At 42.0% G+C, this 22945-nt stretch carries 12 protein-coding genes; 5 read left to right on the top strand and 7 right to left on the bottom strand.

Going from position 1 to position 22945, the window contains the following annotated elements; all coding sequences use genetic code 11:
- From CL667_09210 to CL667_09190, 5 genes are all read right to left on the bottom strand, one after another.
- The gene (locus tag CL667_09210; protein ID MAL17880.1) at positions 1–864 is read right to left on the bottom strand and encodes a hypothetical protein; all 864 of its coding nucleotides are present in this window, start codon (positions 862–864) and stop codon (positions 1–3) included.
- Complete coding sequence (locus CL667_09205) at positions 864–1565, bottom strand: NAD-dependent protein deacylase (protein MAL17879.1); 702 nt, start codon at positions 1563–1565, stop codon at positions 864–866. The genes CL667_09210 and CL667_09205 overlap by 1 nt, the downstream gene beginning before the upstream one ends.
- Positions 1558–3051, bottom strand: a complete 1494-nt coding sequence (locus CL667_09200) for an acyl-CoA dehydrogenase (protein MAL17878.1) — start codon at positions 3049–3051, stop codon at positions 1558–1560. The genes CL667_09205 and CL667_09200 overlap by 8 nt, the downstream gene beginning before the upstream one ends.
- Before the next feature lie 162 nt (positions 3052–3213).
- A complete protein-coding gene (locus tag CL667_09195) occupies positions 3214–6042 on the bottom strand; it encodes a glycosyl hydrolase (GenBank protein MAL17877.1) in 2829 nt (942 codons plus the stop codon).
- A 121-nt stretch (positions 6043–6163) separates the two neighbouring features.
- A complete protein-coding gene (locus CL667_09190) occupies positions 6164–7306 on the bottom strand; it encodes an endo-1,4-beta-xylanase (protein MAL17876.1) in 1143 nt (380 codons plus the stop codon).
- Between the two features lie 305 nt (positions 7307–7611).
- Here CL667_09190 and CL667_09185 point away from each other — a divergent pair, with 305 nt between their 5' ends.
- Together CL667_09185 and CL667_09180 are read left to right on the top strand one after the other, a co-directional pair.
- The gene (locus tag CL667_09185) at positions 7612–9966 is read left to right on the top strand and encodes a hypothetical protein (protein MAL17875.1); all 2355 of its coding nucleotides are present in this window, start codon (positions 7612–7614) and stop codon (positions 9964–9966) included.
- Between the two features lie 32 nt (positions 9967–9998).
- Positions 9999–11243, top strand: a complete 1245-nt coding sequence (locus tag CL667_09180) for a GDSL family lipase (GenBank protein MAL17874.1) — start codon at positions 9999–10001, stop codon at positions 11241–11243.
- A 117-nt stretch (positions 11244–11360) separates the two neighbouring features.
- Here CL667_09180 and CL667_09175 read toward each other — a convergent pair whose 3' ends face one another.
- Positions 11361–14321, bottom strand: coding sequence for a hypothetical protein (locus CL667_09175; protein MAL17873.1), 2961 nt, complete (start codon positions 14319–14321; stop codon positions 11361–11363).
- 231 nt (positions 14322–14552) lie between these two features.
- Between CL667_09175 and CL667_09170 the strand changes: the two genes are divergently transcribed.
- Positions 14553–17285 (top strand): beta-galactosidase, encoded by a 2733-nt coding sequence (locus tag CL667_09170; protein ID MAL17872.1) that lies wholly within the window; start codon positions 14553–14555, stop codon positions 17283–17285.
- Between the two features lie 57 nt (positions 17286–17342).
- Here CL667_09170 and CL667_09165 read toward each other — a convergent pair whose 3' ends face one another.
- Positions 17343–18944 (bottom strand): hypothetical protein, encoded by a 1602-nt coding sequence (locus CL667_09165; protein MAL17871.1) that lies wholly within the window; start codon positions 18942–18944, stop codon positions 17343–17345.
- A 410-nt stretch (positions 18945–19354) separates the two neighbouring features.
- On the opposite strand from CL667_09165, the gene CL667_09160 reads away from it, so the two are divergent.
- Positions 19355–21049, top strand: a complete 1695-nt coding sequence (locus CL667_09160) for a glycoside hydrolase 43 family protein (GenBank protein ID MAL17870.1) — start codon at positions 19355–19357, stop codon at positions 21047–21049.
- Between the two features lie 31 nt (positions 21050–21080).
- Positions 21081–22928: a hypothetical protein gene (locus CL667_09155; GenBank protein ID MAL17869.1), complete on the top strand. Its 1848-nt coding sequence runs from the start codon at positions 21081–21083 to the stop codon at positions 22926–22928.
- Positions 22929–22945 lie beyond the last annotated feature (17 nt).

Here is a 22945-nt window from a genome sequence, read left to right as displayed (position 1 = left end):
CTATTCAGCATCTTTAGGCTGAGCCAGCTTTTTAATAATCGCTTTAGTCGTTTCTATGTGGCCGGAAAGGGAGTGATGCAATCCATCCGGCAAGTAATTCCATGCTTGTGGCTGAGTTTTACCCATTCGTTTTCCGGAAGAATCAATAATAGCTCCCTGCTTCCCTGAAATTACATCTTGTACCGGGCTTAGGTCTTCAGGTTTGATGGTGAAGTCATACAGTAAGTTCTCTTCCAGCATCTCATTAAGTACAGGCGCCGGGGTAATCCAGATAATCGGATTCTCAATTCTTGTTTCTAAGATTGTTTGGATGGTCTCAACATTTTCCCATGTTTCGGATAGCGGAAGCAGTGTACGCTCAGGGGCTATATTGAGTCGCTGAGCATCAAATGTTCCTAAAGCCACAATTACCCAATCCGGCTCATGAACAACTACATCGCGGTCTATTCTTCGGAGTGCTTCCGCTGTTGTATTGTAGGAAACACCTGCATTAATGAAGTTGAAATCAGCATCTTCGGTAGAAATTTCAAGCACATGTTGCAGGATCGTAAACCAGCCCTGAGCGTCTTCTGTGATGGAGTCACCAAAAGCTATGATGGTTTCTTCTCCATCCATTGGCAGCTTGTCGAGGCAATCAACAATATCATCATCTTTTAGAATTTCGAGGGCTGCCTCACGGGCGTTTTCATTGTAATTCTCTCTGTATTTTTTTAGGTCTTCTTCAGAAATACCAAAAAGTCCGGCCTCTGAATCGGTATTATTTTTTCCCGGAAACAACGGAACCCTTTTTGAAACATGATAAAAGGGAATCATAAACTGTTCTAAAACTCCGCGTTCTTCTTCGGTTGCTTTCTTGTCTGCCATTACTGTAAGTATTCGTTTTTAAGTTTTTCTGCTAATTTATTCACTCCGGTTCCTGCATTTTCCTTGAAGTGAGTCCAGCCTTCCCGATCCCATAACTGCGGATCGGAAGGATCAATAATAAATTTCGGTATTCCTGCATCAGCATAATCAATTAAACTTGCTGCAGGATAAACCACTAAAGAAGTTCCAACCACTACTAAAACATCTGCTTTGGAAACTTCTATTGCTGCCGGCTCCATCATTGGAACCATCTCACCAAACCAAACTACATGTGGCCTGAGCTGAGCTCCGTCTTCTGCCAAATCGCCCATCGCTATCGACTCTGAACCGACATCAACTACTAAAGACTCGTCTTCTTCACTTCGTGCTTTCCTGAGTTCACCATGCAAATGCAAAACCTGTGTTGACCCGCCTCGTTCGTGAAGGTCATCAACATTCTGAGTTACAATCGATACCTCAAAATGCTCTTCCAAATCTGCTAAAGCTTTATGCGCGTCATTCGGATGGGCTTCAGCCGCTTGCTTTCGCCGAAGGTTATAGAAGTTCTGAACGTTTTCGGGATCTTTTTGCCAGCCTTGAATAGAAGCTACTTCGTTGATATCGTAACCTTCCCACAGACCACCGGAATCGCGAAATGTAGCAAGGCCGCTCTCTGCACTTATTCCGGCCCCGCTAATAACTACAATTTTCTGTTTAGGCATTCACCAATGAAAGTTTAAACCAAGAGCTGTCCATCTTGTAGTCCTCAACAACATCAGCGTCGCCACCATGCTTGTAAGTGTGCATGATTGCATGAACTTCATCCTGAAGAGTTTTAAGTGCATTTTCGATGAGTTCATTATTGAAACCCTGATCGCCAAGATTCAGCGTAAACTCCATTGAAATTATACGACCTAAAGCTTTACCGAGATCAACAAGCTTGCGTTGAGGCATTTTTGGATCCAGCTCAAAATTGAAGTGCTCATTGAAATATTCTGAAGAACGAGATGTAAGGTGAAACTCATTCAGGAAGTCCTGAAGGTTATTGTTTTTCAACTTACGCATCATCTTCAGCACAGACTCGCTCATCTGCTGATAAAGGATGTCATTGGAACCTTCAAAAATCTGGAAAGGTCGGCTATCCACTGTTGCACGGCCGGCAATGCTATCTATTCGGTAACCCATTGCGCCTTTTAGTTGTAACAAAGATTGGGAGGCGCGCTGCATATAATCAGTGACCAATGCTTTTATAGCGTTGGCCTCAAGATCCATACGCGAGGTGTTTTTCTCTAAAGGTATATTCGTGCTTGTGAAGTTACACATGGCCGAACAAACTGTGAAATAAGCCTGCATCTCTGAAAGTCGGTGTTTCACCTGATCATAATTAAACAGGCTTTGTCCACCAACAAAACGTTGTTTACAATGATCCATCGCTTCGTCCATCATTCTTCGGAGGAAGCCCATTCCCATTCCCGGGAACTGAAGTCGGCTTCGGTGCAACAGGTCTAACATCATCGTTACGCCCGTGCTTTCCGGCTTAAGTTTGTGAGACTCATCAACCTGAATGTCGATTTTATTTTTACCATAAGGCAGCATGTACAATCCAAGGTTGTTGTAATATTCTTCTACCTCAATCCCACCATTGCGCGTATCATGAATAAAGAAAGAAATATCTCTTCCAAGATCGCCACTCTTATTCATTCCACGAGCGGTAATCAGCCAGTAGTCAGCCATGCCGGTCAAACCGCCCCAGTGCTTAGTACCTTCAATTTTATATTTCTGATCACCAATTTTTTTGTATGAAGTCTGCATTTTTAAGGCATCTGAACCGTAGTCAGGTTCTGTGATCATCAAGCCGCCTAATTTGTTGGCGTTTATCACACGGTCAAAAATATCTTTCTTTACTTTCTCATCAGCGTAATTAGCTGTAGGCTGTAAAAATAAAGCACCGTTGATACCCATCATCAGGGAAAGTGGAAGAGATTCATATGAGCTTGCTTCCAACATAGAAAGAGCTTCAGCGGTATGTGCTCCGTGGCCACCATACTCAGTTGGGATAAAAGCGCTAAGAGGTGACAAATCCATGATCTGCTTTAGGGTAGATTTTTCAATACCTCTTACCAAAGTTTGCTCTTCAGCTTTCTTACTTTCAGTAAATATTTCTGAGAGCTTTTTTCTATAATTCTTTAGGAAATTCTGAAAATCCAATGCGATGTCCTCTACTTAAATTATGTGTCACTTTTATAACAATTTGTAACAATATAAGCATTCCATTTCCGGTTTTCTGTAATAGTTTTACAAAACAGGCTTCTTTAAGCTATCCTAATGAGCTTTTTTTATAGTTATAAACCCTAAAAACATTGCTAACAGCTACTTTCCTGCCTTTGCGCTTTCAGGAGGCCCTAAATAGGTTTGGCCTACATCACCTGTTTCAATAACTATTTTTTGGATAACAACACCCGGATCTACCATCCATATTTTTAAAGTGTGATTTCCTGCATTGCTCACGATATGAGTACTTGTTTTAATATTGATGTTATTCGCTACTTCCCGGTTCCAGTCAAAATCATCATGGATATTCACGATTTGAGGCTCTTCATCATTAAAGGATACTCCGTACTTAAAACCGTCATTGCCCATGTAGTAATCTAATGTTGGGGAAAGATATACCTTCACTTTCACTTCACCTGTGCTGTTTAGGTGAACATTATATTCAAGCTTAGGACTATTTTCTGATCCGGCTGTTCGACTTTCAGCAGTTACCGGGTTTATGGTCATTGAGGAAAGCGTTCTACCCAGGTTCGGCACATTTACCCATTCGGCATCTCCCCCTTTTGTTTTCGCTGAATAGTTCGGAGCTTCGATAGAAACATATCCATTGGATTCGAAAAAGCCTTTCACGTTGTCTTTTGGATTTCGAACCTGAACGTCAACATCAACTGATTCGCCGCTACTGCTTTCAATGGTTACCTTTGCGTTCTGATTTCCGGAAGGAACCTTGGCCCAATCTATAGTCACCCAAACTCTTTCATGCTCTTCAATAGCACCTTTTGTTTTCGAAAATTCAACCCATTCTTTGTTGGATGAAATTGTGAAATCAAAAGCCTGCAAGCTTCTGTTAAATATTTCGAGATATGCTTTCTGCTTATTGAATACATCAAAAACCGGTAATTTTGCCTCGTTATTTGATGCCGGCCACCAAGCAGCAGAGCCCGGTACTGAAACTCCCATTTCAGCCTTGTTTGGCACATTTATGGTTTTTATCTCGGGCATATTGTTTTGCTCCGGTTGCTGCCAGTAGGTATATCCAATATGGGTTTGTGACATCATATGATTCCACTTCCCATTAGCCAATTCCGTATGAAAGTAATCGGCCAGCTCGGCATCATAATCGAAGAGTTCCTTCACTTTTTCAGCCATTGTGTTGGTCTGTGCCCGGCCTTGCTCTGCATACCAGTGGTTTTTAGCCGCCGAGACATAAAGCTCATTCAGGTTTGCACTGGCTTCCACAGGAAATTTCACCAACTGGTAATAAGCGTCTTTATGCTCTTCTGGAAGTTGAGCATATATTTCATTCGTCTTTTCGAGCAGCGCATTGTACTCATCAACAATTCGTTCTGCTTCATTAAAATGAATAAGACTGTATGTTTCCGGACTCAGTAACTCATGCTTTCGTCGTGCGTTATATTTAGTGTAAGCGGTTAGAATCTCTCCAATTTTTTGTCCAAATTTCTCTCCAAATTGAAAAGTTGCCCACTCAGCAGGATATTCTTCCATTTTATCTACGGTCATTGCCTCAGGGTCCCAAGCATGATCTAAGAAGAATGAAATCGGGTACTCCATAGGTTTTAGGTCACCCACATTTACCAGCCACATCCGGTCTACTCCATGTTCCCACCCCAGATTCATTTGTTCCCAGGTTCTGGAAACTTGATTTGTGTTAAGCCACTTATAATTTCTTGGCCCACCTACATAATCAAAATGATAATAGATTCCCCAGCCGCCCGGATGTTCATCTGCTTTACCGGGTTCCGGCAAGAGTCTTAAGTTCCCCCAATTATCATCTGCAAGAAGCAGCATGACGTCATCGGGAACTTCCATTCCCTGCTCGTAGTAATCCTGCACTTCTTTATACAGAGCCCAAAGCTGGAGTTCTTTTTCGGGATCTTGTTGAGAATATTCTTCAATGATTTCCCGCTGATCTGACACAATACGCTCCATGAGATCCGTGTTCGTTTCTTCGCTCATGGCCATATCACCATCACCCCGCATACCTACAGTTATTGTGGCTTCGTAATCTTCAAGCCGCTGAATTCCTTCTTTCCAAAATTCTTTCAAAAACTCTTCATTGGTCTGGTAATTCCAATCTCCTTCTCCATACCGATCCCATTCTACATGAGCCCTTCCCATAGGTTCGTGATGCGTAGTCCCAATTACGACCCCATACTCATCTCCGGTTTTTGCATTAAGCGGATCATCATCATAAAACGCCTTACCCCACATTGCTGTCCATATGTAGTTTCCTTTAAGGCGCAAAATCAGTTCAAAGGTATCCCCATAAAATTCATGATTAAAACCGCCATAGGTTTCATTCACCCAGCCATAAAGCGCCGGATTTTCATCGTTCAAGAAGATTCCCCGATACTGAACCTTGGGCTTATCCTGCATCTTACATCCCGGTAAAACAGATACATTTTCTTTATGGAGAACGGGAACATCAGCCCAAAAATGCCATGGAGAGACACCCATTTGTTTCGAGATTTCATAGATCCCGTAGATGGTACCGCGCTTGTCGCTTCCCGCTATAACTAAAGCTTCCTCAACCCCTTCAAATGGATCTTCAACTACCTGAATCTGATAGGCTTCCCACTCACCTTCTAAATAGGAAGCATCGATTTTACCCGCTTCAACTAAAGCATCGACTTCAGGACTCATACCAATCGTTCCGGCAATTACAATACGGTCTCCATGCGGCAAACCAGTCGATTGAAAAGTCACCGTGTTTTGAGATACTTTCCTTAGATCGGATTGCAAATCCCCCATCGCTCGCTGTGCGCCGGCATAATCTTGCTGTGAAATAAATAGCGGCACGGCGTAACTATCCGAAATAATTTCAAAGCACCCTTCATTGGAATCCTGAGCCTGCAAACAACTGCTAAAGCTCAGGATTAAAAAAATGCCGATTCCCGAAAGGGTCATTTTATTCACTATACGTTTCATTATTTCACCTTTGTACATATTGCTGAGTGAGTGAAGTTGATTATAAACTTCCTTAGTTATAAAGATATTTTTTCTAAACCGGCTGTTCATTTGTTGATGATTACCCGGGCACATTCAATATAGCCTCTACTGCCGGCTTCGCCTTTCTTTCTCTGGTATAAGGCAGTGGGTAATTGGTACGATTTGGAACCGGATAATCATTTTTCCAGGTCATTCCATCATGGACACCCCAGAATGTCACCCGATCAATTTTGTCTCTTTTATCATAAAAAATCTCGAAAATTTCTTCATACCGATCTGTTAATTGCTTTTGCACATCTGCGGGGAGGCCGTCGGGATAAGGATCCAGAAACTCTTCAAATTCCTCCAGCTGAAATTGAGGGTGACTCATCACACTTCCTATAATCTGCCCTTCTTTTGTTAAAGGGAGTACATCAATTTCCAACTCCGTAATCATCACTTTAACACCCAGCGTAGCAAAAGAATCTATTGCCGCTTTTATGTATTCGTTTTTTGGATAATCAAGTCCCCAATGACCTTGCATTCCAATTCCGTCAATTCGGATTCCATTTTCTTGCAGCATTCTTACCATCCGCACAATGCCGTCTCTCTTCTCCGGTCGCCAAGCGTTGAAATCGTTGTAATATAATTCTGCCTCCGGTGCATATTCACTGGTAAATTGAAATGCTTTTCGAACCAACTCATCTCCATCTCCCACGCCTTCAACCCAGGTTGTTGGGCGATATGATCCATCATTATCTATCACTTCATTCACAACATCCCATGCGTCAACACGACCTGCATATCTTCCGGCTACGGTTTCAATATGGCTGCGCATGCGTTCAATCTGTTTCTCCGGAGTATTAGGGTTTCCGTTTTCATTCTGAAAAAACCAAGCCGGCGTTTGATTATGCCAAACCAAGGTATGACCAATAGTGAAAAGGTTGTGCTTATTTCCAAACTCTACGTAAGCATCGGCGGGACCAAAACTATATTCTCCGGGTTGTGGATTTATTGGACCTGCCTTCATCACGTTTTCGGCAGTGACAGTATTAAACTGCTCAAGAACTATTCTCTGAGCTGCAGCATCTTCTCCTGAAACAATAGCTTCATTCAGAGCACTTCCAATCATAAATGATCCTGAATAGACTTCTTTCAGAGTTTTCTTTGATTGACTGACATTCTCTTGAGAACAACTTCCCAGTAAAAGCACGGTGCTAATTGCTGATATAAGAAATTTCATGGGCTGCGTATTTCTTAGTTAGTATTAATAATGATTATTAACTCTTCTAAATCGTCAATAAGACACCTTTATCTGTACTCTTATCGTATTAATCGGGTTAAAAATTGACCAAATTTTGCTCAAATAAACCATTTCTATTTGCCTTATAATTTGCTTAATTACGACATGATAAAAGCGCTTTTCAATATATTTACACAATATATATTATCAAAATAGATATTATTTGTTCACCAAATGAGCAATATTTGCCTTGATTAGCATGCTTTTATTGTTTTAAGAACTATCCTAACCTGTTGGAGCCCACTATGAAAATCTGTTTAACAGCCCTGTCATTATTAATTAGTGTCATGATGACCAATAACTTAATGGGACAGGTTCTCCCTTTTGTCTATCAAGATGAGAATACTTGTGAAGATTGCCCGACTCCCTATTTACCTGCCTTTAGTGAGTTGCCAACTGTAGAATCTTTCCCGGATCCTTTTCTTTGGTCAGATGGCCGCGGACGAATTTCAAACTTTTCTGACTGGAAATATCGACGCGCTGAGATAGCTACTGAAATTCAGCATTATGAAATCGGTAACAAACCCGGAAAACCAGAAAATATTGAGGCGAGCTTTGTTGATGGAACTCTTACCGTGAATGTTACCGTCGATGGAAAAACAGTGACACTCAGCTCCGACATATCCTTACCTGATGGAAATGGTCCATACCCTGCTGTCATTGGAATGGGATTCAATCCAATACCCGGGTCAATCTTTTCCGATCGACAAGTAGCACAGTTGAATTTCTCGCACGACCAAGTTACGAGCTATGGAAGTCCAAATATTTCAGATGCTTTTTTTCAGCTTTACCCTAATCAAAACTTAGATAACACCGGCCAATATGCTGCGTGGACATGGGGAGTAAGCCGTCTAATTGATGGATTGGAATTAGTTGCTGAAGACGCAAATATTGACACCGAGCATTTGGCTGTATCAGGATGTTCTTATGCGGGTAAAATGGCTCTATTCTCGGGTGCCTTTGATGAACGAATCGCTCTTACTTTTGCAATTGAATCAGGTGGAGGAGGATATACGACGTGGCGTTATTCTGAAACTTTAGGAAATGTGGAGACACTGGGCAGAACGAATTATCAATGGTTCCGCAACTCTATGAACCAATTCAGTAATTCTGTAGAAAAACTACCTCATGACCACCACGAGCTAATGGCAATGGTCGCACCCCGAGCACTTTTTGTTACTGGAAATCCGGGTTTTGTTTGGCTTGCTGACGAATCAGGTTGGGCCGGAAGCCGAGCTACTGAGAAAGTTTATGAAGCATTGGGCATTCCTGATAGATTTGCTTACAGCCTTATAGGTGATCATAATCATTGTAGCATTCCACAAAGCCAGATTCCTCAAATCGAAGCCTATGTTGATAAATTTCTGTTAGGTGATGAGTCAGCGGATACCGATATCTCAACCGCTCCTTTTAATAAAAACCTCTCTTCCTGGATTGACTGGAGCATTCCGGAGTTAGCTGAAGGAACTTCTTACTTTGGTAAAACATCACTATCTGCTCCTGAAAATCAGGCTCAGCAAGTAGATACAGCTGTTACATTTTCATGGAATGAAGCTGACGAAGCTGACAAATATTACATTCAATTATCAACCAGTGCGTCTTTTAAAGAAATCGCTTTAATGGATTCTGTTGCTTCAGACACCTCAATTTCTATTAATGATTTAGAAAAGGGTAAAGTCTACTACTGGCGTGTTGCTATCAAAAACTCAGACGGTTTAATTGGGCCATGGAGTAATCAATATAATTTTGCTACAGAAATACCCCTTCCTTTAGCACCGGAATTAGAATCAGGAGGAGTCTACTCTGGCAGGGCAGCATATGTTCGATTAGACTGGAATTCTGTTGAGGGTGCTGACAATTATCTGGTTGAATTATCTGAATCCTCGGATTTCTCTTCCATCCTGGCATCCAAAACAACAAGCAATACATTAACCGATTTAACCGGGACCACAGAAGATAAAACCTACTACTGGAGAGTTCGTGCAAATAACATTGCAGGCGCCGGGCCCTGGAGTGAAGTATCAGATTTTTTCATCATGCTTGCCCCTGATAATGTTAAAGTTTCGGTGGAAGAATCTAACCAGATCAAGCTAAGCTGGGACGATAACTCAGATGTTGAAGAAGGCTACATAGTTGAACGAAAAGAAGATGGCCAAACAGACTTCTCAGTCATCGATACTGCGGAAGCTGGAGCTGAACAATACCTGGACTCAAATATTGAATCCGGTGTAAGCTATTCCTACCGTATAAAAGCGTTTAATGAAAATGGATCTTCCGCTTACAGCGAGGTGGCTTTATTGGCAACCAGTTATGAGGTTGAAGATCGGGATATGCCAACGTCTTATTCTTTGGGACAAAATTATCCTAACCCCTTCAATCCGGTTACAACTATCTCATTTGAAACACCGGAAACTGCCGATATACAGCTCAATGTTTTCAATATGCTGGGCCAAAAAATAGAAACTTTAGTGGCTGGCAGAATAAACTCAGGCATACATTCCGTTACTTTTGATGCCAGTTCTCTTTCGAGTGGCATTTATTTTTATACCCTTCAGGCGGGAGAGTTTATCCAAACGAAACAACTCAGTCTTATTAAATAATAAAGCTCCTTATAATTCTTCATGAACCTTTTATGTCTTTATTCTCCAAGAACACATCCCGGCGTTTTTTAATAAAATCAGCTTTTTTAATTGGCGTAATTACTATTGCTCTTAGTTCTTTGGGATTTGCACAATCAGAAAAATGGGTTGGCACCTGGACTACTTCTCCCCAGCTTACAGAGGAAAGAAATAACCCTCCAAGCCCGGGTTTGAGTAATAATACCATTCGTCAGGTTTTGCGGGTTTCAATTGGCGGTGATTCTCTCAGAATGCGTTTCTCTAATGAGTTTAGCCCTGACCCTGTTACCATGAAAGAAGTTCATATTGCTGTTTCAACCGGTGGCGGAGCGATAGACCCGGATACCGATCGAACCTTATATTTTGATGGGGAAACTGAAGTAACCATGGATGCTAACTCAGCGGTCACCTCGGATGCCTTTTACTTTCCAACCAATGCCCTGAAAACTCTTGCTGTCACCATTTACTTCGGTGAAACATCTCCTGATGTTACGGGCCATCCGGGCTCCAGAACTACCTCATATATTCTTGAAGGTAACGCTGTAGCACAGCAAAATTTTACAGGCTCAGCTCAAACCGATCACTGGTACGTCATTAACACCATAGATGTGCAAGCATCTGACTCAGCAGCCGCGGTTGCAATTATTGGAGATTCAATTACTGATGGGCGTGGTTCAGGAACCAATGAACAAAACCGCTGGCCCGATGAGTTGGCGAACCGTCTTCAAGCAAATCCGGAAACTCAAGATGTTGGAGTTTTGAATGCCGGAATAGGAGGTAATTGTGTACTTGCAGCTTGTCTTGGACCTTCAGCTTTAAGTCGTTTCGACAGGGATATATTAGGCCAAAGCGGGGTTCGTTGGTTAATAATTCTTGAAGGAGTGAATGATTTAGGTTCTGGCCGTGAGGGAGTTGGTGAAGAATTGATCGATGCCTACAAACAAATGATTAACAAGGCGCACCTCAATGGAATTTATGTGTACGGGGCAACTATCTTACCAATCAAAGGCTCGTTTTATTATTCCGAAACAAGTGAAGCTGAGAGACAAATAGTTAATGAATGGATTCGGACAACTGATTTACTTGATGGAGTAATCGATATGGATAAAGCACTGCGTAATCCGGCGGACACTCTTGCATTACTTCCTATAGCTGATGACGGTGATGGATTACATCCAAGCGAGCAAGGTCACCGCTTAATGGCTGAAGCTGTTGATCTCGATTTTTTTAGACACCACGCCCGTAGAGTACACCGATAATAGTGAAACAATCTACTTCGAAGCCGAGTGTTCCGAAGTTGGAGAGAATTGAAGCTTCTTGCCTTTCCTGTGGAATCTATTTTTTAATGCTTTTGCTTAAATAATCTCAACTACTGATTACTTGATGAGCAGCATCTTTTTGACAAAAGCATCATCTCCCGCCTCAAGTCTGTACATATACATCCCACTTGACTGACCTGAAGCATTCCAGCTTAAGGAATACACCCCTGCCGGGCGAATTCCTTGCTCTAAAACCGATACGGTTCTGCCGAGCATATCAAAAACAGTGAGCTTTATCGATGTTTTTTCAGAAAGCTCATACGTAATATTCGTGGTTGGATTAAAAGGGTTGGGATAGTTTTGTTTCAGTGAAATCCGCTCCGGAACTTCGGTTTCTTCGATCATTGAAACCAAAACACTGTTAGCTGCGCCGGGTGTACCGAGTTCAGCAGTAGAAGCGTTCCAGTTTTCAGCATCAAGATTATCTGTATTGGGATCGCTGAGTTCAAGGGTAAATCCGGTGCCATCAGCTTCCGGCGGCCATGGTGATTCATCATCATAAGAAACAATATCGATCAGTGTTCCCTCATCATCAAAAAGACGGACCTGATCTGAGCCACCTGCCAAACCATATCCAAGTTCACCAAATAGAGAGCCCACATTTGAATAATACTGATTGAAAGCATCCAAGTCATTAGCAACTACCAGATAACTATTAGCCCCAAGCTCAGTTTGGGCAGGGAAGGTGAAAATATGATCATCATCCTCATCTTTTACCACCCACTCACTTATATCAATAGCTGATGAAGTATTATTAAAGAGCTCAATCCAATCGCCCGTATCTTCTTCATCAGCTGCATTATACATAATTTCGTTGATGACAATATCTGAAGTAATTCCTGTGGCAGGCTCAAAATTAGCGGTAACTTCGCTTCGGGTGCTTACCATGATTGTATGCTCTGCAGATTCTACATCACCCGTCCATTCGGTAAATTGATACCCTGTTTTTGGGATGGCCGTAACCGGAACTTCATAATCAGCAAAATAGGTGCCGGTCCAAGGAAAAGTATCTACCATAGAACGATTGACTTGAACAGTACCATATTTGTTGTTCGAGATATCTACGGTAATACCGCCTAAATCTGATAGGCCGAGATGGGCTTGCATGTGTTGATACACATAAGTGTGCCTTCTTCGGGCAAAATCTCTCATATCTTCTACCTGTGAAATGAATGGTCCTTGACCTGTCCAACCGCTTACAAGACCCCAGCGCTCTTCGTGAGCAGGAATTTCGGACTCAATGATACTCGCTAGAGAATCAATAATCGCTATCATTCGGTCAGTTTCAAAAGCAGTATTCATAAGTCCGGATAATCGGGTTACGAATTGAGTTTTAAAGCCTTCGTTTTCAATGAGCGTTCGGAAGATGTAGGTTGACCAAAGAGGATTTCCATACTTGAGGAGGTTCGGATTTGTTTGAAGGGTGTGCTCAAACATATCAAGATTGTAATCCCCGTCTCCGCTGTAGAGGTTGAACCCATGATCGGTATCGTAAATAATCCACTTCCACTTTCCTTCAGGAGAACTTTCTTTCCAAAATTTATTATTAATGGCCGGCCAATCGGTATTTGCATAGAAAATTTCAGTAGCCATATAATCGATAAAATTATCTATATCGATATGTGATACCACGGCATCATATTCTTCCTGATTGGTTACGTCAGCATTCTCAAGCTCTTCCCAAAAATTCATCCAGTCATCTGCTGAGCCATTCACTACCTGAGGTACTTCTCCTGCTTCTAAAAGATCCACATCACCGGCATCCATATTATGATTGGAGGCAACAAAATGCTCACTGATCTTTTCCCGGATATTCTGAATGCCCCAATACTCGCCATTTATATACAGCACGGCGGGGCGGTAAGCCTGGTAGTCAAGATCAACAACATCTTCAATAATTGTAGTCATGGCTGCATCCCGCATGTGAGCTCCGCCAAAGTCATTACCGGCATTACGAAGTATGAAAGACTGAAATTTGTCAATATTCTTTTCTTCAAAGAGTTCATACTCAAGTTCAGAAGGACCGTATTCTCCCCTGAAATATATTGCCAGTGATTTTTGATCAAACCGCTGACTGTATGAGCCATAAATTTGCGTGCCAATATGTGCTTTAAAACCCATTGATCCATCTTCTTCATACAGCTCTACATGCGCCGGCACTTCAATTTCAGCTTCATAATTTATATAAATCCCATCGCTTTCATCAAAAAAGTAATCCGGATCGGTAACCAGAGAAACAACAGGCAGATCATGGTTTACATCTATAAAATAGGTTTGCACTTCTATTTCACTTGAAAGCATCCCATCCTGAATAGTCCGAAGTTTTAGTACGGTTGTGCTATTAAAAGTCTTTGGCTCTGCCCCAAATACAGGCGATGTAGAAGTCGGATCAGTTCCATCCGTTGTATAATACATATGGTCAACAAGAGTACCATTTGATATAGTCACTTCCACAGATCCCGAATAGAAACCGCCCTGAGTATCCATTTCCGGTTTTTCCAGCCGAGTCAGATATCCCTCCTCCGGGTTAGTTGCAGATGGGGTAGGATTTGTGAAGATGAAATACCCACCATCAACAGCCGAAGAAAGTCCAAAAGATTCATCTGATTCAAGTTTGGGAAAGGTCAGGGAATCCATCAAAGCAGCGTCAACAGAAGAAAGAAAAACGGTCTCTCCATCAGAACTTAATTTAAAATTCAAATGAATAGAACCGGTTGAGTCCACATATTTATCTTTGTCATCTGCATATAATACAAGGAATGAATCGGCTTCTATTGTTACATTAGGCAGTGTAAACTGAAACTTCTCTTCGGAATCATCTGAAATACCAAATCCTGCAAGATTTACTGTTTCATTTCCCGCATTAAACAATTCAATCCAGTCGGGAGAGTCCCCGTCCTCATCTTGTAATCCATTACTATTGCTTGCAACAACTTCATTAATGCGTACCTGAGCAAAAGACGGTGTCATTAAACAACAAAAAAACAGTGAAAGAAAGGCGATTTTTAATAGATTCATTATAAATAATGTGGTTAGGAGCTCATTTACGATAATGAGCTCACGACTTTAAAGACAAATTTTGCTCATTAATTGAGCAAAATTCTATTAAATATTTGCCTATTCTACCTTTTTTTTATTAATGTTACAAATACGCTTTATATATTAGTCACAGATATCAGAAGCTCTACTTGTTGGAATCAAAGCATCTTTACAGCTGAAGGTAAACTTCAAGACACAATACTTATCACAATGAATAACAGCCTCCCAGTTTTTAAGCATCTTCCTTTATTATTAGTCTTCTTTTCACTTTTTGCCTGTTCGGAACAAAGCCAAAGAGAACGTCTTTCCATCAATGATGATTGGAAGTTCATGAAGTATGAGTCAGCAGAAGATACCGATACGTTGATTTATGACGTACGTCCTGAGCTTACCGAATACAACGATGCCCAAGCCGCAGATACTGAACCCGAAAATGCGTTAGAAGTGGAAGCTGAAAAAATGGTTCTAAAACCGTGGATTATGCCTTCCGGCAATGACTTTATCAGTGACCCCGCTAAACGATTTGAACGACCCAAAGGGAATCCCGGCAGTGACTTCCCATTTGTTCAGAATAACTTTGATGATAGCTCCTGGGAAACAGTCACGCTCCCACATGACTGGGCTATCGAAGGACCCTTTTTTGAAGGCCCTGATGCAGAAGTGACAGGCGGAATGGGTCGGCTTCCCAGTCCCGGAGTAGCCTGGTATCGGAAAGATCTGGATATCCCTGCTTCTGATTCCCTGAAATCTATTTTTCTTGATGTGGATGGTGCAATGTCTTATGCCATGGTTTGGCTAAACGGCAATCTCGTTGGTGGCTGGCCCTTTGGGTATGCATCATGGCGTCTTGACCTGACTCCATATTTAAATTATGGCGGTGACAATCAGCTTTCCATTCGGTTAGATAATCCACCGGAGTCATCAAGATGGTATCCCGGAGGCGGTCTTTACAGGAATGTTTGGTTAGTTAAAACGAATCCAGTACACATAGCACATTGGGGTACTTATGTTACAACACCCGAAGTTTCAGAAGAATTAGCTACGATAGATTTAGAAATATCAATTGATAACCGCACTGAAGAAGAAGTCAATGTAGAAGCGCGAACAAAAATCTACGCTTTAGATGCTGAAGGAAATAGAACAGGAGGTGTTGTCCAAAGATTTGAACCTGTAAGAACCTCAATTTCAGCCGAAGGTAATGGTGGCTTAAAAAGCTCGGTCCAAATTGAAAATCCTAAACTTTGGGGCCCTCCTCCTACCCAAACTCCAAATATGTATGTAGCAGTAACGATGCTATATCAGGATGGGAAAAGGGTTGATAAATACGAGACTGAATTTGGTATCCGAACCATTGAAATGGACGGTGATCGCGGTGTTATCGTAAATGGTGAGCATGTGCATATTAAAGGCGCGAACCAGCATCACGATTTAGGAGCCCTGGGAGCTGCCTTCAATACCAGAGCCGCTGAACGACAATTGGAAATACTGCGTGAAATGGGGACCAACTCAATTCGAACAGCACACAATCCGCCCGCTCCGGAACTGCTGGAGCTAACAGATCGCATGGGATTTCTAGTTATTGATGAATCCTTTGATGTTTGGGAGCGCAGAAAAACTCCTTACGACTTCCATCTAATTTTTCCAGACTGGCACGAGCAAGATTTACGAGCCTTGGTCCGCCGCGATAAAAATCACCCTTCGATAATTGCTTGGAGTACCGGAAATGAAGTGGGCGAGCAATACACCGGACAGGCCGGCGCCGACCTTGCGATGAAGCTCCGCAAGATTATGAAAGATGAAGACCCTACTCGACTTACAACAGCATCCATGAATTTTGCCAAACCTCCCATGGAATTTCCGGATCCTGTTGAAGTAATTAGCTTGAACTACCAAGGAGAGGGAATCCGAGATGAAGGAGAATATGCACACCTTAGATGCTGTGGAATAACCACCTCTCCTCTCTATCCTTCTTTCAAAGAAACTTATCCTGGCCGTGTGATAATCAGTTCTGAAAATGCGGCTGCGGTGTCAAGTCGTGGCACCTATTTATTTCCGGTTGTTGATGCAATCAGTTCACCTATCAGCCCGGGTAAAGGCGGCGATCCTGAAACGGCCTACGTAAGTGCCTATGAATTATATACGGCTGATTTTGGATCTTCAGCTGATAAAGTCTTTCGCTCCATTGATCAGCACCCATATGTTGCTGGTGGATTTGTCTGGAGTGGATGGGATTATCTTGGAGAACCGACTCCTTATTATTCTGCACGCAGTTCCTATTTTGGAGCCATTGATCTGGCAGGCTTCCCGAAAGATCGCTTCTACATCTACCAAGCGAACTGGAGGCCCGACTACCCTATGGCGCATATATTTCCTCACTGGAACTGGCCGGACAGAATAGGGGAAGTTACTCCCGTTCATGTGGCTACTTCCGGCGATGAGGCAGAATTATTCCTAAACGGAGAATCACTGGGCCGCAAGGCTAAAGGTGAATTTGAATACCGAATTCGTTGGGATGATGTAGAATATCAACCCGGAGAACTTAAAGTGGTTGCCTACAAAGCCGATGAGGTTTGGGCCGAGGATATTGTTAGAACAACCGGCGAGGCGTCAGGACTGGAAGCGTCGGCTGACAGAAATATCATCAAAGCTGATGGAAAAGACCTATCCTTTATTACGGTCAATGTCACTGACAAAGACGGGATGATTGTGCCTTTAGCTGATAATGAAATTCAATTCTCACTAGAAGGTCCCGGAGAAATTGTAGCCACAGATAATGGTGATCCAACAAACTTTACTGAATTTCATTCTCATACCCGAAAAGCATTTAGCGGAAAGGCTTTGGTGATTGTAAAAGGGATTGACGGAGGAAAAGGTGAAATAATAGTTACCGCTCAATCTCCAGGATTAGAGAAAGCAACGGTAACTGTGAATACAGAAGAATAAATAGTAGGTCGAGCGATAGTTTTTTGCCTCTCGCTCTCCATTTATTCCTGCAACAAACTATTTAATTAGTGTCATTTTCTTAATCTCAGTATAGTCACCTGATCTAAGCTCATAAATGTAAATCCCACTTGAGAGGTTGCTTGCATCAAAACTTACTTGGTGTTGTCCGGCAGAGACTCTTCCGTTTACCAATGTCGCCACTTCCCGCCCGAGCAGATCATAAACCTTAAGGGTTACCTGACTGGCTTCAGGTATTTTATAGTTAATATTTGTTGTCGGGTTGAATGGATTCGGATAGTTTTGCTCTAAACCAAATGAAGCGGGAGCCTCCGTAAGATCTCCTTCATTGGATACTGGAATAAAATCTGAAACATAAGTGGTGATACTCTCAGCAGGTAAATTCAGACTAAAAACAGAACTTGAAACATCGATATCATCTAGTTGCTCAGCATTATGATCATCATCAGTTCGGTATTGGGCTAGTACTTCCGGCGTGCCATCCTCCACAACAACCCCTAATTCTTTATCAACACCCTCCCCATTAACTGCTACGATAACTATTTTACCACTTTCAGCATCTTTATATGCCGAAACCTGCACCCTCGCCCATCCTCTTCCAAATGGTCCGTCGGCAATCACTCTTTGGTATCCCGGGCGTACAAACCTGGAATACTGAGACATAACATATCCTCTTTTTGTAATAGACCCATTGGTCCCGTTATCATTGAAATCTTGACCCGCCTCTACAACATCCACACCATCGTGGATAGGGCTGTAATACCTTTTGATTTGCCACCACACGTAAGCGTGCCATCCGGCCTCCATCACTCGGTGAATTTCATCACCAACCAATAAAGCATCAGGCCAAATATTAGCTGAGCGGTCGCTTGTTGTGTAATGCTCTGTCATCCAAACCTCTTTGCCTTTCTCTTCAGCCATCGGGTATGGAGCTATGCCTCCTCCATAAATATGCCCACCAATAATATCAGTGTGCGCATTTGCGAGAGAATCATTTAATATTAGATCTGAATAATTTCTTCTAAACTGAAAAGATTCCGGCGCTATTATCCTAGTATCTATTGACGGAGCATGTTCTTGTAAAAAAGTAACTATTTCATCCGGTTCCCAAGCTGTCCAGTCATTAGCGAAGTCGGGTTCATTTTGGATTGAAATACCATATAAAGGCACTCCCCTTTCACTCATGTAGGTATTAAAGGAGTCCAGGTGAGCTGCGTAAAGATCGTATTTCGCCGGATCTACTTTTCTTTGCTCTGAATTTGGATCATACATAGATGCCGGCGGATTCCATGGAGCTGCCCAAATAAGTGCTCCCATCTCATAGGCTTTTCTTGCCGTTTCTACTTGGTTTCCATTACCCCAGGCGTTTGGATCAGGACTTATACGAAGTCGCAGGATATTAAATCCGAGTTCTCCATCATCGGTGCCAAATACATAATCGACTTCATCCATTGTTAAATCAGGGCCATACCAGTCTACAATATTCGCCGCTCCAAATCCCCTAATTGTTTGGGCAGTACTGTCCATGTAAATAGTAACTTCTCCTGCCTGGGCATGAACCGTTTGTGAAACTATTCCAAACAATGCTACACTTAGTAATGTTGACAAACAGCACTTAGAAAATTTGGTCAAAAATATCATTTATATATCCTACTTTGCCTTAGATCGGTGAAAAGATCATTTGGCCCTTAAAATTATCTGATTTGGCCTCTATATTTAATTTAACATGTAAATGTATTTTTTACACTCTAAATATGCCGGGCAACATTTTTTTGTATTAAACGACTATAAATTCACTTTAAGCACCTAAGTCAACGACAAATTAACATGCGAAATCATGGCTTATTAGTCATTAGCGGCTGATTTTTTTAAATAGATTTTAAAATGAACAGATAATGAGTTTTTGATCAAATGACGTAAATATTTTTTCAAAATTGAAGATTATCAAGTACTTTATTTGCGCATTATGTGCGCAAATATTGCATTCTCATTTATCTAAATACATATGGTTTATGAATACTAACTGGAAGCGGTTTTATAGTTTTGAAAATATGTGGTTTATATTCATTGGTCTTTTCGTGATTCTTTTTACTTCATGTTCAAATGTCGATAAACCTATGGCAAGCTCAGACCCAAGCTTTGACTGGTTTACTTATCAGGGGAATGACCCGATCTATGAAGGGCTTGAGGTTGCTGCTGACGAATATGTAAATCCAATAAATGCCGGGTTCTATCCTGATCCAAGTATTGTCCGGGTTGGTAAAGACTACTATATGGTTCACTCCTCTTTCAGCTACTATCCGGGTATACCTATTTTTCACAGTACCGATCTAGTGAATTGGAATCAGATCGGGCATGTATTAGACCGACCTTCACAACTTGCCGTTGACAGTCTTGGTATTTCAAGAGGAGTGTTTGCGCCTACTATTGAGTATAACGATGGCACCTTTTATGTGCTGACTACTTTAGTTGATGCAGGCGGTAACTTCATGGTTACAACAGAAGATCCTGCCGGAGACTGGTCCGACCCAATATGGCTGGATAGAGTCGGTGGAATAGACCCTTCTATTTTCTTTGATGATGATGGAAAAGTATATGTTATAAACAATGACGCTCCGGAAGGAACACCGCTTTACGAAGGGCACCGTGCAGTATGGATTCGAGAGTATGATTTAGAAACAAACAAATCCATTAGCGAACCAAAAGTTATTATTAACGGAGGGGTTGATATCAGCACAAAGCCAATCTGGATCGAAGGCCCTCACCTTATTCAAAAAGACGGAGAATATATATTACATGCTGCTGAGGGCGGTACAGGCCCGCAGCATTCTCAGGTAGTTTTAAAAGGGAGCTCTCCCCTTGGCCCATTCACTCCTTATGAGGGCAACCCTATACTCACCCAACGGCACATTTCTCCTGACCGGGATTTTTCAGTCGAATATGTAGGACATGCAGATATGGTAGAAACTGAAAATGGTGAATGGTGGACCATTTTCCTGGGTGTCCGCCCGTATGATGGTGTTCACTTCAATACCGGCCGCGAGACCTTTTTATTACCTGTTATCTGGAAAGATGGCTGGCCGGTTATTCTGGAAGGTGAAGAAGCGGTGCCACTCAAAATAAAACGCCCTGACTTACCTTATTCAAAAGAACCTACTCCTCCCACTCACGGTAACTTCACCTATACCGATAATTTCAGTCAACCTGAGCTTGCCGATTACTGGATTATGATGCGAACCCCACGGGAAGATTGGTGGGAGCTATCTGAAAATGGATATCTAAATATTGAAGCAAGACCGGAAAGGATAAGCGGTCTTGGTAATCCTTCATTTTTAGGAAGACGCCAACAGCATGCTTATGGCTCAGCATCAACAAAAATGATTTATACTCCCGAGCATTCAGGAGATATTGCCGGAATTACAGCATTTCAGGGAGAGAATTATTACTACCTCTTGGGAGTTACCCAAAATGAAGCTGGAGAAACCGAGCTTTTTGTTGAGAAGTCGGAAGGTAATAAAGTTGAAAAAATTGCAGCTGAAGTCATACCTCAAAACCAAGAGAGTGAATACTATTTAAAAATCACAGCTCGAGGTGATGAATATGATTTCTCATATGCATTAGAGGAAGGTAACTGGCAACCCCTATATGAAGGAGCCGATGGAACTATCCTTAGCACGAATAAAGCCGGTGGTTTTGTTGGAACCATTTTCGGCATGTATGCTTATTCAAATCAAGATAAAAAGTAAATTAAACCAGTAAATATTAAACCTATTCATCATGAGAACTTTGTTTACTAAAATATTAACCTCTCTGATACTCGCACTCTTTTTGTCGATAACAGTGAGTTTTGCACAAGATGTTGTTGTAAATACTAATGGCAGTTTTGAAGACTCAGACGTCACCGCTTCAGGAGACACTGCAAGTGTTGAAGGCTGGACTTTTGAGCTACAAGATGATGCAGTAGCTACATTCGCCATTGTTGATAGTGTTTCAAAGGATGGCAGCCGGTCACTCGCAGTGAGCGTGACTGCTACCGGTGCTAATGAATATAGCATTCAGGCTATTAATGAGCCTTTTTCAGTCCAAGAAGAAAAGAACTATACTTTATCATTATGGGCTAAATCAAACGCTACTGGAACTACAGCTAACTTTACTGTTGGCAATCCAAGTTTCGACGAATTTGGGCGAATTGGAAACGCCGATGTTTCTCTTACTGAAGAATGGCAATTATTTTCTCTTGGTTTCACTGTACCTGCCGGAAATACAGAAGGCCGCGCCCCACTTCACTTCAGCTTTAGCGGGAACGTTGACAATACAATTTTCATAGACAGCGTTCGCATTACTACCCCTGTTGAAAGACCTGATTATGATCCTATTGCAGAAGGCAAAGCCAAATGGTTAGGTAATGTACACAGTAGTACACAACTCGAACGTTTTTTGGACTACTGGAATCAAATCACTCCTGAAAACTCAGGGAAATGGGGAAGCGTAGAAGGGACTCGTGATGAAATGAATTGGGATCAACTTGATGCAGCTTATAATCTCGCAAAAAACAATGAACTGCCATTTAGATTTCATGTCCTTGTTTGGGGATCACAACAACCCGGCTGGATCAATGATTTAACACCGGAAGAACAACTTGAGGAAATCGAAGAATGGTTTCAGGCTGTTAATGACAGATACCCTGACATAGATTACTTGGAAGTTGTTAATGAACCTCTGCCGGGACATAACAGGCCGAATGGAGTTGAAAACGATGCGGACTACTGGGATGCTTTAGGCGGCGAGGGTGAAACCGGTTTTGACTGGATTATCACTGCTTTTCAGATGGCTCGTGATATTTTCCCTGAAGACACAAAACTCATGATTAACGACTATGGGATTGTTGGAAACTCATCCGCAGTTTCACAATACCTACAGATTATTAACGAATTAAAAGAGCGTGGTTTAATTGACCGGATTGGTGTTCAGGCTCATGCATTTAGTAATGGCAGTGCGCAGGCATCAGGAACTACTCCCGGAAGTATCAAAAGAAGTTTAGACCAGTTAGCAACGGCAGGTTTACCTATCCAGGCAACCGAACTTGATATTGATGGATTGGGTAGCGACCCGGGTTCTGATGAGTCAGATGATTATCAGCTCCGAAAAATACAAGATATTTTCCCGGTTTTCTGGGAGCACCCAATGGTTGAAGGTGTTACTTTTTGGGGATGGAGATTAGGAATGTGGCGCTCCTCAGAAGATGCAATGCTTTGGGGTATTAATGGCCGGCCAAGGCCTTCTTTAGAATGGCTTGAAGCTTATGTTGACACAGCATCGGTTATTCCTGTCAGCAACGAGCCTATTAATCAGGAACTACCTTCCGGGTTTAGTTTGGAGCAAAACTATCCTAACCCATTTAATCCCACCACTAACATATCATTCACCATTCCAAATGCTGACTATGTACAGCTTAAAGTGTTTGACATGGTGGGCAGAGAAGTTGCCACTCTGATTGATAGCAGAATTAGCGCCGGACAGAAAACGGTGCAGTTTAATGCTTCGAACCTATCAAGCGGAACCTATTTATATCGCATCCAAACCAGCGAATTTATAAGCACTCGAAAGCTGGTCTTGATAAAATAAGCTGTTAATTTTTTACT

The organism is Balneola sp. (genome assembly GCA_002694685.1).
In the GTDB taxonomy this organism is placed as follows: Bacteria; Bacteroidota; Rhodothermia; order Balneolales; family Balneolaceae; genus Gracilimonas.
The sequence above is the reverse complement of the archived record's forward strand: the minus strand, read 5'-3'. Positions and strand labels throughout refer to the sequence as shown.